Annotated in this window: 14 protein-coding genes; 5 read left to right on the top strand and 9 right to left on the bottom strand. The window is 65.2% G+C overall.

Going from position 1 to position 15722, the window contains the following annotated elements:
- Positions 1 to 483: 483 nt before the first annotated feature.
- The 3 genes from OG716_RS13910 to OG716_RS13900 form a co-directional block, all read right to left on the bottom strand.
- Entirely contained in the window at positions 484 to 1677 is a 1194-nt protein-coding gene (locus OG716_RS13910) for a cytochrome P450 (protein WP_405138046.1), read from the bottom strand.
- Positions 1674 to 2960, bottom strand: coding sequence for an FAD-dependent oxidoreductase (locus OG716_RS13905; protein ID WP_405138045.1), 1287 nt, complete (start codon positions 2958 to 2960; stop codon positions 1674 to 1676). Before OG716_RS13905 ends, OG716_RS13910 begins: the two co-directional genes overlap by 4 nt.
- Before the next feature lie 73 nt (positions 2961 to 3033).
- Positions 3034 to 3333 (bottom strand): cytochrome P450, encoded by a 300-nt coding sequence (locus OG716_RS13900; RefSeq protein ID WP_405138044.1) that lies wholly within the window; start codon positions 3331 to 3333, stop codon positions 3034 to 3036.
- Between the two features lie 824 nt (positions 3334 to 4157).
- Between OG716_RS13900 and OG716_RS13895 the strand changes: the two genes are divergently transcribed.
- Entirely contained in the window at positions 4158 to 4637 is a 480-nt protein-coding gene (locus tag OG716_RS13895; RefSeq protein WP_405138043.1) for a GtrA family protein, read from the top strand.
- Here OG716_RS13895 and OG716_RS13890 read toward each other — a convergent pair whose 3' ends face one another.
- Both OG716_RS13890 and OG716_RS13885 read right to left on the bottom strand, forming a co-directional pair.
- Positions 4638 to 5318: an alpha/beta hydrolase gene (locus OG716_RS13890; RefSeq protein WP_405138042.1), complete on the bottom strand. Its 681-nt coding sequence runs from the start codon at positions 5316 to 5318 to the stop codon at positions 4638 to 4640.
- A 99-nt stretch (positions 5319 to 5417) separates the two neighbouring features.
- Positions 5418 to 6896, bottom strand: a complete 1479-nt coding sequence (locus OG716_RS13885) for an SDR family oxidoreductase (RefSeq protein WP_405138041.1) — start codon at positions 6894 to 6896, stop codon at positions 5418 to 5420.
- A gap of 404 nt (positions 6897 to 7300) precedes the next feature.
- On the opposite strand from OG716_RS13885, the gene OG716_RS13880 reads away from it, so the two are divergent.
- Positions 7301 to 7582: a hypothetical protein gene (locus OG716_RS13880; RefSeq protein ID WP_405138040.1), complete on the top strand. Its 282-nt coding sequence runs from the start codon at positions 7301 to 7303 to the stop codon at positions 7580 to 7582.
- A 191-nt stretch (positions 7583 to 7773) separates the two neighbouring features.
- On the opposite strand, the gene OG716_RS13875 is transcribed toward OG716_RS13880, so the two are convergent.
- The 3 genes from OG716_RS13875 to OG716_RS13865 all read right to left on the bottom strand — a co-directional run bounded on the left by OG716_RS13875 (position 7774) and on the right by OG716_RS13865 (position 9710).
- Complete coding sequence (locus OG716_RS13875) at positions 7774 to 8973, bottom strand: amidohydrolase family protein (RefSeq protein WP_405138039.1); 1200 nt, start codon at positions 8971 to 8973, stop codon at positions 7774 to 7776.
- 317 nt (positions 8974 to 9290) lie between these two features.
- Positions 9291 to 9545: a hypothetical protein gene (locus tag OG716_RS13870; RefSeq protein ID WP_405139681.1), complete on the bottom strand. Its 255-nt coding sequence runs from the start codon at positions 9543 to 9545 to the stop codon at positions 9291 to 9293.
- Between the two features lie 57 nt (positions 9546 to 9602).
- Positions 9603 to 9710 carry a class I SAM-dependent methyltransferase gene (locus OG716_RS13865; protein ID WP_405138038.1) on the bottom strand — a complete coding sequence of 36 codons (108 nt, stop codon included), beginning with the start codon at positions 9708 to 9710 and terminating at the stop codon, positions 9603 to 9605.
- A gap of 240 nt (positions 9711 to 9950) precedes the next feature.
- Between OG716_RS13865 and OG716_RS13860 the strand changes: the two genes are divergently transcribed.
- On the top strand, positions 9951 to 11012 hold the full coding sequence (locus tag OG716_RS13860; protein ID WP_405138037.1) for a fused (3R)-hydroxyacyl-ACP dehydratase subunits HadA/HadB: 1062 nt from the start codon (positions 9951 to 9953) through the stop codon (positions 11010 to 11012).
- Positions 11013 to 11437: 425 nt separating this feature from the next.
- Here OG716_RS13860 and OG716_RS13855 read toward each other — a convergent pair whose 3' ends face one another.
- On the bottom strand, positions 11438 to 12628 hold the full coding sequence (locus tag OG716_RS13855; RefSeq protein ID WP_405138036.1) for a lipase family protein: 1191 nt from the start codon (positions 12626 to 12628) through the stop codon (positions 11438 to 11440).
- Between the two features lie 1091 nt (positions 12629 to 13719).
- On the opposite strand from OG716_RS13855, the gene OG716_RS13850 reads away from it, so the two are divergent.
- Both OG716_RS13850 and OG716_RS13845 read left to right on the top strand, forming a co-directional pair.
- Positions 13720 to 15351: an ABC-F family ATP-binding cassette domain-containing protein gene (locus OG716_RS13850; RefSeq protein ID WP_327146273.1), complete on the top strand. Its 1632-nt coding sequence runs from the start codon at positions 13720 to 13722 to the stop codon at positions 15349 to 15351.
- Positions 15352 to 15433: 82 nt separating this feature from the next.
- The gene (locus OG716_RS13845) at positions 15434 to 15688 is read left to right on the top strand and encodes a helix-turn-helix domain-containing protein (protein ID WP_327146274.1); all 255 of its coding nucleotides are present in this window, start codon (positions 15434 to 15436) and stop codon (positions 15686 to 15688) included.
- The last annotated feature ends 34 nt before the right edge of the window (positions 15689 to 15722 follow it).

The following is a 15722-nucleotide window of genomic DNA, read 5'->3' as shown; positions in this document are numbered from 1 at the left end:
CAGCAAATGCGAAAGAAGAGCATTCCAAATAGGCGAGAGGTTCGCGTGCTCGAATGCGACCGCAGGCTATGACCGATTACAGATCGGCGACCCGCTGATCGGAGCGCAGGCTGGTTTCGGTCATCGTATGTATCTGCCGAGGTGATGCGAGGGATAGGGAACCTTGCGAACTAGGGTCCATGGAGCTTGGGTCATGTTCCACTCCGTTGTTCGCTCGGTTTGCGTTCGGCGTGACTCTCGCTAACCCGCACCCGCAGTTACATCAAAAGAGTGCGGCCACAGCAAGTCTCGGGTTAGCCACATAATCATACCCACTCACAGCAATACCTGCTGCCTGAACGAGAGGGCCAGCAACGTCTCCGCAGACCGTCGGGTATGCGATCTCGCCCAGCGGCGATGGGTCGGCGAGATCGTACTGTGGTTGCCAGACAGGGGAATTCGCTGATATCGCGGCCGGTGACCGTGGTTGCGAGGGAGATTTGTTCAGCGGGGAATGCGGACCGGCAGTGATTGCGGGCCGCGCATCGATACCGATTCGCGGTATGGGGGAGTCGGATTGAGGAGGGTGAAATCCGGTGTGCGGCGCATGAGTTCGGTGAAGAGGATCTCGGCCTGCAGCCTGGCCAGGGGAGCGCCGATGCAGAAGTGGGGGCCGTGGCTGAAGGCGAGGTGACGCGAAGTGTGCCGGCCGGGTGCGAATCGTGTGATGTCGAGTGAGTCGGGATCGGTGAATGCGGCCGGATCGCGGTGGGCCGAACCGGCCAGCAGGATGAATCCTGTTCCCCGGGGCAGGGTTCGGCCATCGAGTTCGATGTCCTGCATGGCGACGCGGGTCGGGAACGGGACGGGGGTGTCGAAGCGAAGGAATTCTTCCACGGCGAACCGGCTCGAATCCGGGTCGGCGCGCAGGATTTCGCGCTGCTGCGGGTTACGCGCCACCGCGAGGACTCCGGTGGCGATCAGGTTCATCGTGGTTTCGTGACCGGCGATGAGCAGGAGCACGGCGATATCGACGAGTTCCTTTATCTCCAAGGGTGTTTCCGTCGCGAGAGTGGAGAGCAGATCTGTACCGGGGTCGGCACGCCGGCGCGCGATGAGGTCGGTGAAGTACTCGGCGAAGGCCAGTACGGCGGTGGCCCGGGCCTGTTTGTCGTTGTCGGACAACAGCGCATCCGGATCCAAGCCGCGGCTGATCGCCGATGCCCAGATCCCGAATGTCGCGTGGTCGGACCGGGGGATCCCGAGAATGGTGCAGATCGTGGTCAGCGGCAGCAGGTAGGCGATGTCTGCGACGAAGTCGATCTCGCCCGCTGCCACCGCTTGGTCGAGCAGTGTGATCGCGGTATCCGTGATCTGATCGCGCAACAGGGCGATCGCGCGGGAAGTGAAGGCCGGAGCCACCATTGCGCGCAGTCGGGTGTGATCGGGCGGGTCCATCAGCAGAAACGAACCGGGAAGGTTCCGGGGATCGACACCGGGGCGGAACGGATTGATCCCGGAGAAGTAGCCGTGCCCGAAGGCCGGGTCGGCGAAGATCGCGCTGCAATCGGCATAGTGCGGCACGAGATAAATCCCCGGCCGGTACTCGTGCAGTCTGCCCGCGTCCCGCAATATGCGGTACGACGGCGACGGATCGGCCCGGAACTCGGGGGCGAACGGGTCGGAGACGACGGTCATCGGGCACTCCGTTCCTGGGAGCTCGCACGCAGTACCCGCAGAACGATCGCGGGAGCGAGCAGTGAACTCGGCGGGGCGGTCAGGTTCGAGGCGCGCATGAAGGCGCGGGCCACCTCGGCGTCGTGGTGGGCGGCCATCGGGATTCTCGAGGTGTAGGGGCTCAGGATCCTGCTGCGCAGCGAGCGCGGTCCTGCGACGCCCGGGAACCGCAGGTCCGCCTGCGTGGACATCTGCCACGCGATATCGATGGGCACGGCGGCACGCTGATAGAACTGCGCCGGAACGGGATCGGGCAGGCAGGACCGCAGTGCGAGCGCCTGCTGCGCGGCCACCGTCATACCTTGCGCGTACAGCGGATTGAAACTGCTCATGGCATCGCCCAGGACGAGAAACCCGCGGGGCGCCGCGGAAGTCCGGTCGTAGCGGCGGCGCAGCGAGCCGCGAAAGCGGTGCGGCACAGGGTCGTCCAGCGGTTCGGCCGACCGCACGATCTCGTGCAGATCGGGCACCGGCAGCGTCGCGGCGAACTGCTCGAACTCCATCGGATCGGTCGGCGGGTGGTCACCGAGCATTCCGCTCAGCGTTACATGCCAGCGGTCGCCCTCCAGCGTGATCGCGGACCCGCCGTGGAACCCCGGCGTGGTCGAAACCACCGCGGCCAGATCACCATTCAGGTGATCGGGCTTGCGGCGGAACATGCGCGACGTGTAGCCGAGATCGACGTCGACGCGTTCCTCTGCGGGGCGCTGATAACCGAGGGCGGCGAGCCAATCCGCGGCCCGCGATCCGCGCCCGGTGGCGTCCACCACCAGATCGGCCGGAACTTCCGTACCGTCGGACAGGCGGACGCCGGTGATCGTGCGGCCGCCGAGCAGTCCCGCCGCCGTCCGCCGCTGCCACAGCTGCACACCGGGCATGGCCAGTACCCGGGTGAGGATCGCGTCCTCGAGCATCGGACGGCCGGCGAGTAGAGCGGTCAGCCCGGTATCGGTCGGGTGTACCCGCAATCCCGCTATGTACCAGCGAGATCCGCGCAGTACGTCGGTGGTCGGCGCACCCGCGGCGGCGAGCTCCGCGGTGAGCCCGGGGAACAGCTCCTCCATGATCTGCCGGCCGCGATCCATCAGGCCGTGCACGTGCCGGGCCTGTGGTACGCCCCGGCGCGGCATCGCACCCTCGAGCCTGTCCCGTTCGATGATGAGCACGCGGTCGAAGGCCTCCGCGAGCACCCGGGCGGAGAACAGCCCGGCGATGCCCGTACCGAGCACTACAGCCTGACGCATGGATCGCACCTTTCCGATAGTCGGCGGTCGTCAGTCCCTTGCCGCTGTGCGGCTTTCACCTCGGTCGCCGCGGTCATGGGCGACCTTCGCGGAACCGGACCTGGAGTTCCGTAATCCCGCGAATGAGCACATTGGGCCGGTAGGGCGGATTGTTGTCGAGCAGTTCCATCGAGCCGACCCGCGCGGGAATGGCTTCGAGCAGCACTTCCATTTCGAGAGTCGCCAGCGGTGCGCCCAGGCAGTAGTGGTGGCCGAGGCTGAAGGCCAGATGCTTGGTCACCGGTGCGTGCCCGCCGAACCGGGTGATATCGAACGTGTCCGGATCGGCGAACGCCTGGGGATCGCGGTTCGCGCACGCCAGCAGGGCGACCACGCCGTCGCCGGGTTCGAAGACCTGGCCGCCGGATCGCCATGATCCGGCGCGGGGTGAACGCCTTCGAGACCAGGCCGCGCAGCCGGGTGTGGTCCGGCGGCTCCATCCACATGAACACCGGCGGGAAGACTTCCTCCTGGCCGGAGTGCAGGTGCTGGACTTCCTCGTCGTGGCCCCACTCGGAACTGGTGAGCACCGTGGCGATCTCGTCGTGGCGGGTGAGCAGGCTCAGCCCCAGCGGCGACCGGTGCACCGGACCCAGGTCCTGCAGTTGCCGATAGAAGGGGAACGGATTGTGCCGATTCGCCGGGTTGAATGTCTGCAGCATTAATTGCAATTCAACCGGCAGTTCACCCGGTGCTGGAGTGTGCTGCGTCGGCCTGCTGGCCAGGCTCATGACTGAGTTCCTTCACAGGAGGGAGCTGATCGCTATGTGAGCTGTCTAGTCCGAGCAAGCATGCGGGTATTTTCCGGATTCGCCCGGTGGTGATTCGTTTTTTGATTCGGTCGATGGATAAACCGGCAGCGTCTCGAATTCTCTTGATCCGAACCAGGATTCACCTGCGGCGCGGGCAGGTGGCCGCTGCAGATGAGAAGCCCCAGGCGCCGCCGGATCGGCGATTGCGGAAATCGCCTGAGCGATAGGAGATTCCGAGGGCGGCGCTTCCCGGCACAACAGAGTTGAAGACTGGGGCCATGATGGCTGGGTCGCAATGGGAATGACGACAGCAAGCGGAAAGCCGAGGCGGCCGCATCCCACAGGGTGTAGACGGAGTTGGCCGTGTGCTCATCTGCGCGCCACCTGGTGATGGCAGCGTGGTCGGGTGCGAATAGCGACAGACTCCGGGCCCGCCCGCTCGCGGTCGATTCGTTCGTTTCACCGGTTGTGCGAACGCGTCGTCGAGTGGCTGCCGTTCGGGCTCGATCGTGCCGTGGCCCCGACATTCGTGGGGTATCTGCTGGTCAGCGGGTGTACCTTCACCGCCGACCTGCTCATACTCACCGCCCTGCACGGCGGGCTGGGTGTGCCGCTGCCGATCGCGGTCACCGCCGCCTATGTTGCGGCATTCGCCCTGAGCTACCTGCTCAATCGGACCCTGAACTTCGCCTCGCACGCTGCCGTGGGTCCGCAGATAGCCATCTACATCGGGGTGGTCACGGTGAACTATCTGGTCTTCATACTCGGCGTGACCAGCGGTCTGGCCGGACTCGGCCTCGAATACCACCTGGCGCGGATCCTCGGCGGGCTCGGTGAGGCGCTCTTCATGTACACCTCGATGCGCTGGCTCGTTTTCCGGCGCTGACTAGGGCACCAGACCGAGACGCGTAGCCAGCCAAGACAATTCGCGGTGCAGCGCCGCGGACCATAGGTGCCAGTCGTGGCCGCCGGGGAGTTCGGTGTAGTGCGTGTCCATTCCGGCGGAACGGGTGGCCTGCAGCAGAGTGCGCGCGCCGCTGAGGCCGTCGCGGTCGCGGTCCCCGGCAACGAAAGCGCCCGCGCTGCCGGGGTATCGGGAGGTCTGGAGCAGGCGGGTGGGATTGACCTGCTGGTAGTCGTGTTCATTCCCCGCGAACGCCGCGACGATGGTCTCGTACCTACTGCCGAGCCGCGGTTCGGGGTCGGCGGAGAATGCCAGGAAGGTGGGATACACGGTGGGATAGTTGGTGGCCAGCTGCACCGCACAGGTACCGCCGTAGGACAGTCCGCCGATGGCCCAGGCGCTGGCGTGGTCGTCGACGGTGAGGTGGGCCCTGATCCACGCCGGGACGTCCGCGGCGAGGTAGGTGGCGGCGTTGGCGAGCCGGGAGTCCAGGCACAGCGGGTTCGCGAACGCACGCTGCGCCGGCCGACTCGATCGCGTATCCGGCGTCGCCGCAATGGTTTTCGTGGTCGTCCGCGCGCGGCGTGGCTGGGGAGGGTCCGATTTTCGGTGTGTCGACCGAGTGGACCGTGCACACCTGCGTGGTTGTGCGGGAATCGACACAAACGCACCGCATGGTTCGTTCCGGCCGTGACAAACTGCTCCGCACCCCTGCGTATCGAAATATGATCTGGGTGGGCTGATCCAATTTGGGTCCCTGCGTCAGCAGTGGCTTTGGCGGCCAGCAATATTCGCCTCGGCGGTGCCGGTGATGTTGCGGATCATGCCGCCGAATACCACTGTGTGAAACGGTGCGATCGCTTTCCAGTAGGCGTGTCCGGTCAGGCCGTGGGGTTCGAAGATCGCGCGTTGGCGATACAGTGTGCCGCCATCGGGCTGGGGTATGGCTGATAGTTCCAACCAGGCATCGCCGGGTACTCGCATTTCGGCGCGCAGCCGCAGTAGCCGTGGGCGGTCGAGGTATTCCACGCGCCACCAGTCCAGGGCTTCGCCGGTGTGGAGCCGGTGTGGGTCGCGTCGGCCGCGGCGCAGTCCTGCGCCGCCGGCGAGTTTGTCGATCCAGCCGCGGATCGACCAGGCCAGGGGGAAGGAGTACCAGCCGTGTTCGCCGCCGATGGATTCGATGACCTTCCACACGGTGTCGGGGTCGGCGGTGGTGTGGCGTTCGCGCAGGTCCTGATAGAGGGAGCCGCCGGACCATTCCGGGTCGCTGGGTAGCGGGTCCGAGGGTGCCCCGGGGGTGTCGGCGTCGGACCAGCGGGTCGAGACGTCGGAACTTCGGATTCGGGTCAGCGCGAGCTGTACTGCGTGTTCGAAGCCGATCAGGCCGTCGGGTGGGTCGGGAATGTGCTCGGCGATGTCGTGTTCGTGGCAGATCACTTCGTGGATCAGTGATTCCACCAGCGGTACAGCGATGGCGCGCGGGACCGGGGTCACCAGGTTGACCCACTGCGCTGATAACCATGGCGTGAGGATCGGTACCGGCACGACGGCGCGGCGGGGCAGTTCGGCGATCGCGGCGTATCTGCGCAACATGTCGAGGTAGGTCAGCACATCGGGGCCGCCGATATCGAAGGGCCGGTTCACTTCCGGCGGCAGTGTGGTGGCTCGGGTGAGGTAGTGGAGCACGTCGCGAATGGCGATCGGCTGGATGCGGTTGTGCACCCAGCGCGGGGTGATCATCGCGGGCAGTCGTTCGGATAGGTAGCGCAGCATTTCGAAACTGGCGGAACCGGATCCGATGATCACCGCCGCCCGGAACTCGACCGTGGGAACACCGGAGGTGAGCAGGATTTCGCCGACCTCCGCCCGTGAGGACAAGTGTGGTGAGAGCTTCTCGCTGTCGGGCTTGATACCACCGAGGTAGACGATTCGGGACAATCGCGCCGCCGCGGCAGCGTGCGCGACGATGGTGGCCGCATGCCGATCGAGGTCGACGAAGTCGCGCCGGGTCAGGGAGTGGACGAGGTAGTAGAGGACATCGCTGTCTGCCAGCGCGGTAGCGACCGCATCAGGGTCGGTGACATCACCGGTGATGATATCGACGCTGTCACGCCACGGCACCTCCGCGAGCTTGCCGGGGCTGCGGGCAAGTATCCGCACGGTGTGGCCCATGTCCACCAGTTCCGGCACGAGCCGGCCGCCGATGTATCCGGTTGCGCCGAACACGACACACCGCATATAGCCTCCATGACTTCGGCCGGCGAACTGTGGCGTCGCGATCGCTGAGCCGGCGAGTCCAACGGTCGCGGAACAACCTCCGAATCGATCGGTCACGCCCGACGGCCGGACGCACAGGATCCACCGTACAGCTACCAACCGGCTAATGCGACGGTGCTGGTCCTACGTGCCGGGACATGAGATGCGGACTACGAGCGTTTGCAAACAATAGCCGCAATCAACAAGGTGAATCGAAACCGAAAGGAAATACCGACAGGTCGATATGGCCTGTCGGAAATGCCTCTGCTGCAGGCAATTCGCCCGAAGTTTCGGAGTCATACAGATCGCCCAATCGTGGTGTTTTCTCCTATGCGCCCGCGTACACTTCACCGCGAAAATCCGCTCTATATCAGGGAGAACGATTCATGGCCAAGCTCGATTGGACGACGACATTGACTACAGGCGCAGGTGGAATTCTCACCGTCGAAGCCGGTGTCATAGCGGGTGAGGTTACGTTGCAGACATTCTGGTCCGATTCCGATAACAAGGCATTGGTAACAGTGCGGGACAATCAGATACGCGAGTGGTACACCATATCGGGCAGCCCGGTCGATGCGAAGTCCGAAGAAGTCGGCAAGGCAGTTCACGAGGCTGCCGTCCATGCCGCGCGGCAGGGCGGCGCCGCCGTGGTCGCGCCTACTGGTTAGCGGGCGAAAACGATTGCTTCCTCAATGAAAAGGCCACAGTGTGAGCTCGCGCGGTTTCGTCCGTTGGCCCGACACGCAAGCTCCACCGTATGGTCCTCAGCTGACTACATTGCTGGGTTTGACAACACTCGGATCCGGGCGATCGAGCCGACCGCATTGCCCAATCGCGGACACTTCGTGGGCGCTCCTGGTCAGACGCAGTGTCCGATCTCGTTGTCGCGCACGGCCCGAGAGCGGTACAGGTGTCCTGCGGTCATGACCATAATCGGTGTGGCGAGGGAATGCAGGTGCTGGGTGGGGTTGCCGTGAACGGCGAGAATATCGGCGGACAGCCCGGTGGAGAGTGTGCCGGTGAGATGGCTGATTCCGAGTGCGTCGGCGGCGCGACGGGTGGCGAGTTCGATGATGCTCGCCGGGGTGAGGCCGAGATCGATGTAGGCGCTCAGTGCGTGCCCGAATCGGTCGTGCGGAGTGAGCGTGATTCCGGAGTCGGTTCCGGGTAGCAGATGCACGCCCGCGGCGAGCATGTCGCGCAGGTGCTCGCGCCGGTGTCGCCATGGCAGCCGGCCGGAGGCGGCGCGAGAATGATGATTGATAATGGGGCACACCGGGATTCGGCGTGCCGCGATTTCCCGGATCAGCCCCGGATCGACGTCGAACCCGCCGGGAGCCAGCCAAGTGCAGTACTCGATACTGTGGACGCCTGCCTCGACGGCCTGGCGAATTCCGGCGGTGCCGTGTGCCTGCGCGGCGACCGGCAGACCGTGCCGGTGTGCGATGGTGACAATCGCGGCCAGCATCGTGTCGCTGAACTGCGGCTCATAGGGTGAGCGGCGGCCGCCGCCGTTCAAGCCTCCTGTGACCACCGTCGTGATCCATGCGGCGCCGCGGCGCGCGTTTTCCGCGATGACCTGTTCGACGTCGGCGATGGTGGTCACAGCACCGCCCAGGCTGTCGGCGTGTCCGCCCGGCACTGTGAGAGGGATCGTGGCGGGCAGCACCCGAGGCCCGGGCTGCACCGGCAGTGTGTCGGCGTCGATGTATCGGGGCGCGCCCATATCTCGGACCGTGGTGACTCCCGAACTCGTCAATGCGGTTGCCGCAGTGCGAATCTTGTCGGACACGGCACCGCGGGCGAGGTCGTCGCGCGCGTCAGGCGGCTGCGAGGTGCAGTCGAATGCCAGATGGACGTGGGCGTCGATGAGCCCCGGTAGCAGTGTGGCGTTCGTGAGCGCCAATCGGTTGGCGGCTCGGCGGCTCCACCGCGGCGGGAGATCGCAGGTGGGGCCCACCCAGGCGATCGAGGTGCCGTCGACCACGACACTGCCGGGTGTGTGGGCGGTGCCGTGGCCGGTGAGCACCCGCGCGGCGTCGATGATTCGCAGGGTCACCGCTGCCGCCCCATACCGTGGTGAATCGGATCGTCGACTGTGAGGCGATTCCAGGCCGCCTGGTTGGTGCGCATCGGCGCGTCTCCTTGTGTGGGGTAGGAAAGAGCTTCGACGGGACTCCGGACGCAGCGACCTGCCGGTCGGCTGTGGCAATTGCAGCGCAGGCCCTCGATGAGTTTCGTGCTGCTGCCCGGTCCGGTTGGGTCATCCGGCTGATCACGCTGTGGCCCGAGGACATTCACCCAACGAGAGGTGTAGTCGAACTCCGGATTCGATTCGGGCTCTCCCCGGTCCACGGCCATGGCGGCAGCATGCAATTACGGCGGCAGCGCGGCTACCGGGCCGGCAACCCGCCGATCGATGTGGTCGGCGGCTACCGTGCCCTCGCAGGACCGTGTGCGGGCTCGGAACTCCTCGACCCCGATGGTGTGCAGGAGCATCGTGCCGTCTGCGGGTCGAGGTCGAACCGATCCCGTTGACCCGTAGTGATCCAGGGCCCGCATCATTGTCGAACCCCAGCGGCAGACAACATTTAGCAATATAATTCTGGGCTGTCGATCGCATTTGCGCAGCGCCAGATCGCTCTTCGCGTACCGGACTTGCTCGAGGGTGTCCTCTGGGCTCTCCCGCTATGCGCAGCTGTAGGTGCGCGAGGGGTCCAGGAACAAGGCGAAGAAGTCGTCGGAGGGACCGCAATGCGACTGGACCTCAGCATAGAACGGTGCATGACGAGTCATTTGAGAGCCTCCATTGCGTTCGACAGCGGTGTGGCGCGGGGACACCGGAGCTGAGAACATCGCAGACGACCTAGCGCACGATAACGTTGCGCGGCCCGCTGTGATGTGGGGTATGGCTACCGCATTCCCGTAAGCGGTCAATCTCCACCCTGTAGCCGCACACTCTCAGCAATCCGCACCGGCGATCGCTACGACCAACTACTGCCCACGACACACTGTCGAGAGAATCGAGCCGACTCCATGCACACCCTCACCAGCGCCGATCCCGAGCGTTCGGGGACCGCGGTTGCCTTCGATCCAGTCGCACACGCGCAGTCGATCGCGGGCCGCCGGTACCGGTTGGGTACGGACTATGAGGTCGGCAGCGAGAAGATCCGGGAATACGCGCGCGCGGTGCAGGACTCGCATTCGGTACACCGCGACACGGTGGTAGCGGTCCAGTACGGGTACGCGGGCCTGCTGGCCCCGCCGACCTTCGGCTCATTGCTGGCGGATTCGGTTCAGGAGGCGCTCAGCGAGCTGCTCATCGGCTTCGACCTCACCGCCATGATGCAAACCGATCAGATATTCGATTTCCTGCGCCCGGTCGTGGCTGGCGACCGACTCACCAGCCACATCTCGCTGCGCTCGTTCCGGCAGGCCTTCGGTGGCACCCTGTTCGTGGTCGAGAACGCTGTCACGAATCAGCGCGGGGAGGTCGCACTCACGGCTCAGACGAGTTTGATCGCACGTTCGAACCCGACAGGGTCACACTCCGATGCCGCGCGATCGCTGGCGCGGATCATGCGCCGAAAAGGCAATCCCGTCGGACCCGTGACGCCGGTCGCGCTCACGGTGGAGACGGAATCCGCAGTGCCGCGATCTCTCCGGGCGAGGTCGGTGAGCTCAGTGTCGGTAGGTGAGCTGCTGCCGAGCTCGGTTCTCGAGCTCTCGCTGGGAGACCTGGTGCACTACGCAGGCGTCTCGGGAGACGCGAATCCTATTCACTGGCACAGCCCCACGGCAGAATTGTTCGGCCTCGACGGAACAGTCGCGCACGGCATGCTGACCATGGGGTTGGGCGCTGGCTACGTCACCTCTTGGCTCGATGATCCGGGTGCGCTGCGCCAGTACTGTGTGCGGATGACCAGCCCGGTCCACGTGAACGCGGACCGGCCGAGCGCGATCGAATATCAGGGCAAGGTCAAAAGTCTCGACCCCGACACCGGACTCACTACCATCGTGCTGACAGCAATGCACAACGGCCGCAAGATATTCGGTCGCGCGACGGCCACCGTGCAGCTGTCGGACCGCGCCAAGTAGGCCCGGTGCTCAGAGCGCCGCTCAGGGCAAAGTTCGTTGAGGTAGAAACAAGGCGAAGTGCCGCCGCCGCAGCCGCTTCGCCGAGCACTCGCCGAGACTGAAAGCGCTCTCACCGCGCCAGGATGACCCCGGTAGTCGCCACCCCAACTACGCCTGCCGGAACTACGCGAGCGACCGGCCCGGCAGCGACTTCTGGGGGATCGCACCTTGTTGGACCGCAGGGGCGGAACTTCGTAGGAGGGAGGTTGTCGGGTAAAAGAAGCACAGCGCCTATAGTGATGCCCCGGTCAATTGCACCCCGATTCCCGCCGAATCGGCTGGGGCACTTGCTTGTTCGGCGCATCCACATCCTGGTTCCGGGCAACGGTACGGATCAGTCATCCGGCCTGTCGCGGCCGGAAACGTGTTGCACGGTCCCGGCCGGTTCAGCGAACCGCGCAGCCGGAGGCCACCGGCGCCTTGGCGAAGCGGTCGGCCAGAAATTTCATCGCACCCACGGACCCCATCAAAGCGGCGGGGTTGTGGCCCGATATGGCCGAGTGCGTCGCCGTAACTGCCGCGCCCAGTGCGCAATAGCGGTTCACCAGTGCGGTGAATCCTTCGACGGGGATCATGTCGTCGGCGGAGCTGTGATAAAGGTACAGCGGCATGTCGGGTGCGATGCCGCCGAGTTCCTGGCGTTGTGTGGCGACCTCGAATTGCCGATGCCACAGCAGGTTCGGCTTGTCGGAGTATTTATCCATCCGCCGGTTCAGGTGATGCAGCACCAAATCCGAGCCGCAGGCCGCGGACTCCTGTGCGACCAGTGTGCGACCGTGATCGTTCAAGTCATCGATCAGCCCGGATGCAGGATCATTGCGTGCGAACGCGACCAGCATGAGGACCGCAAGACCGGCCTGTGCCCGGCCGTCGACCCGGCGCGCGATGCTCGCCAGACCAGCCGGCACACCCCCGGAAGCCACGCCCGAGAACATCAGCTCAGGGGCATAGGTAGCGCGCAGTTGCATAGCCCACAGGGTGGAAAACGCCCCGCCCGAATAACCCCATGCTCCGATCGGGCTGTTGCCGGAAATTCCCACCGGCGCAAACGATTTAGCGGCGCGTACACCGTCCAGCACACCCCGGCCCGAGGTCACCCCGTCGAAGAACCGGGACTGCGGGCCCTCATAGTCGGTGACCACGACGGCCCAGCCGTGCAACAGCATCGCGCTGATGAACGGGAGGTCGAGCGCCATATTGCTGATCGACAGATCCTGCCCGCCACCGAGCGCGAACGACGGCGCGCACAAGATGCCGAGACTGTCCTCAGCCACCTGATACGAAACCAGCGGGCGCCCGCCTGTCCCGAGCCAGGGTGTCATCGGCGTCAATACGGTGGCCATATCCGCGATCGCCGTCCCCGCCGAATCCGTGCTCCGGAACTGCAACTGCCACCCGGCAACCGGTAACGGCAGGCCCAGCATCGAGATTGGCCGCGAATTCAGCACTGCGCCGTTGGTGAACGATTCCATGCGCGCCGGCACCGCGTAGAAGGGATCGTCATCGGGCATCGGCACTCCCGCCCAGGTTATCGGCATCGCGGCAGCCGTCGCCAGGGCCGCGACAATTCCGGCCATCCCGACGCGCCGGAGCGCAACACCCCGCTGCACGAATCGTCGCAGCTTCGAGGCCGACGTCTTCGCCCCTGACGGCCGCGCGAACGCGCTCCGCATGAAGGGTTCGAGCATTGCCGAGTCATCGCACCGCATACACGCCTCCAGCATCGAATCCAACGACGCCCGAGGCCCTTTCCGGTCCCGCCACACAGCGCCGACTCACAGCTCCGACGCATCGGAGGTCCCAAAATCATTGCGACCGTACACCCAGTTCAGCGGCTTCCCGCGCACACGCGCCGCAACAACACCTCCGGCTCACCGAACCGGCAATCCACACTGTTTCTCGACCGGCACCGCCACAATTTCCCGCTCTCGTACACGGAGGTGCCAATTGGTGCGTTGCTGATACGCGAAGCCGGACCCGAGCACGATTCGTAGAAGGGGCTGCCGACGATCTGCACGCGGAGCGGCAGGCCGTCGTCGGTCAAGCCCCTCGGCAAGGACATGGCCGGGCTGCCGACGAGAGGTTCCGCGCTGACCGCATTGGGCGAGCACAGGCTGGCGCGGAGGCTGTGTAACCACGTCCTGCACTCGAGGGGCGAACCGCAGCGCGTGCGGAATTGCGGGCGTGGAAGGAGATCAGGAAGCCTGAATCCGATCACTCGCCGATCGTCATGTCCAGCCGCTGTCGGATGATCGCACCGTGCACGGCCGAGCGGGTACTGGTTCGTGTACGCACAGGTACGTCGCCGGCGTGGGTGACGTTCGGCAACCTTCGGGATACGGTTGCCACGCACGTCGCGGGCAAGACAGGGGACCCTCGTCGTGCCGGTGCACAGTTGGGTCTTGCGGAGGGCGCAGGGGTGGCGACAGGGAGCCATATCGACCCGAACGGGTACATCCATCCGGTCGTCGACAACGCCGATGCGCTGGAAGACCTCGAGCCGTCCAAAATTGGAGCAAAGTTGGAGCGGAGCCTGCGGTGACGCATCGTACCGGCCCCTGACCTTTTGGTATGCCGTTCATGAGATAAAATCGGGTTTTCTTGTGTGTCGTGACGGCCCACAATCGAGCAGTTATCCGCCAGCACATCACCGCACGAGGAGACACTTGTGATCACCGCGACCGACCTGGAGGTCCGGGCCGGAGTCCGCACCCTGCTGACAGTGCCCGGCTCGGCACTGCGGGTGCAGGCCGGTGACCGGATCGGACTGGTCGGCCGCAACGGCGCCGGGAAGACGACCACGCTGCGCATTCTGGCGGGCGAGGGCGAGCCGTACGCCGGCAAGATCATTCGTTCCGGCGAGGTCGGCTACCTGCCGCAGGACCCCCGTGAAGGTGATCTCGATGTGCTCGGGCGGGACCGGGTGCTCTCGGCCCGCGGCCTGGACAAGATCCTGCGCGATATGGAAAAGCAGCAGGTGCTCATGGCCGAGGTTGTCGATGAGGCCGAGCGGGACAAGGCGATCCGCAAATACGGTCAGCTCGAGGACAGGTTCTCCTCGCTCGGCGGTTATGTCGCCGAGAGCGAAGCGGCACGCATCTGCAGCAACCTCGGCCTGCCCGACCGGGTGATGCAGCAGCCGCTGCGGACGCTCTCGGGTGGTCAGCGCCGTCGTATCGAATTGGCGCGCATCCTGTTCGCCGCCTCGGACGGCAGCGGCGGCAAATCCAACACCACCCTGCTGCTGGACGAGCCCACCAACCACCTCGACGCCGATTCCATCACCTGGCTGCGCGGCTTCCTGCAGGGCCACGACGGCGGCCTCATCGTCATCTCCCACGATGTGGATCTGCTGGCCGATGTGGTCAACAAGGTCTGGTTCCTCGACGCAGTGCGCGCCGAGGCCGATATGTACAACATGAGCTGGAAGAAGTACCTCGACGCCCGCGCCACCGATGAGCAGCGCCGCCGCCGCGAGCGCGCGAACGCGGAGAAGAAGGCGTCCGCGCTCAAGCAGCAGGCCGCCAAGCTCGGCGCCAAGGCCACCAAAGCCGCTGCGGCACACCAGATGATCAAGCGCGCCGAGCGCATGCTGAACGAGGCCGATGAGGTGCGCGTGGCCGACAAGGTGGCGCGCATCAAGTTCCCGACTCCTGCCACCTGTGGCAAGACGCCGCTGATGGCCGAGAACCTGACCAAGATGTACGGCTCGCTGGAGATCTTCGCGGGCGTCGATCTGGCCATCGACAAGGGCAGCCGCGTGGTGGTGCTGGGCCTCAACGGCGCCGGTAAGACCACGCTGCTGCGCATGCTGGCCGGCGTCGAACAGCCCACCGCCGGTGAGCTGGTGCCCGGATACGGTTTGCAGGTCGGCTATTTCGCGCAGGAACACGACACCCTCGACGATCACGCGAGCGTCTGGGAGAACATCCGGCACGCGGCCCCCGATGCGGGAGAACAGGATCTGCGCGGCCTGCTGGGCGCGTTCATGTTCACCGGTCCGCAGCTGGATCAGCTCGCCGGCACGCTGTCCGGCGGTGAGAAGACCCGCCTCGCACTGGCCGGTCTGGTCTCCTCCGCCGCGAATGTCCTTCTGCTGGACGAGCCTACGAACAACCTGGATCCGATCTCCCGCGAGCAGGTCCTCGACGCGCTGCGCAGTTACGCCGGTGCGGTTGTGCTGGTCACGCACGATTCGGGCGCTGCCGAGGCGTTGAATCCGGAGCGCGTGATCATGCTTCCGGACGGCACCGAGGACCACTGGTCGCAGGATTATCTGGAGCTCATTCAGCTGGCGTGATACCGATCACACGATTTCGTTGATCACCGCCCTCCGAGTCTCTAACCTTGAATGAGGCGCCCACGGCGACTCGGAGGAAGTCATGAGTGACAGGCCCGCACAGGGTAAAGCCGTATTGGGAAAAGGCACACGCGTGACGGGAAAGTCGCGAGATCGCCTGCAATCCCAGCTCAAGAAGCAGTACGAGAGCGGTGCGAGTATCCGCTCACTGGCCCGGGAGACCGGGCGATCGTACGGCTTCATCCACAACGTGCTGGTGGAGTCGCATGTGCAACTCCGCAGCCGTGGTGGTGCCAACCGCCGCAAGGCAGCAAAGGTCAAAGCGAGTAGTAGCTGATAGCGACATCGGCAAGCGGTCGAGGGGCGAAAAC

The organism is Nocardia sp. NBC_01388 (assembly GCF_045040085.1).
GTDB lineage: Bacteria > Actinomycetota > Actinomycetes > Mycobacteriales > Mycobacteriaceae > Nocardia.
The sequence above is the reverse complement of the archived record's forward strand: the minus strand, read 5'-3'. Positions and strand labels throughout refer to the sequence as shown.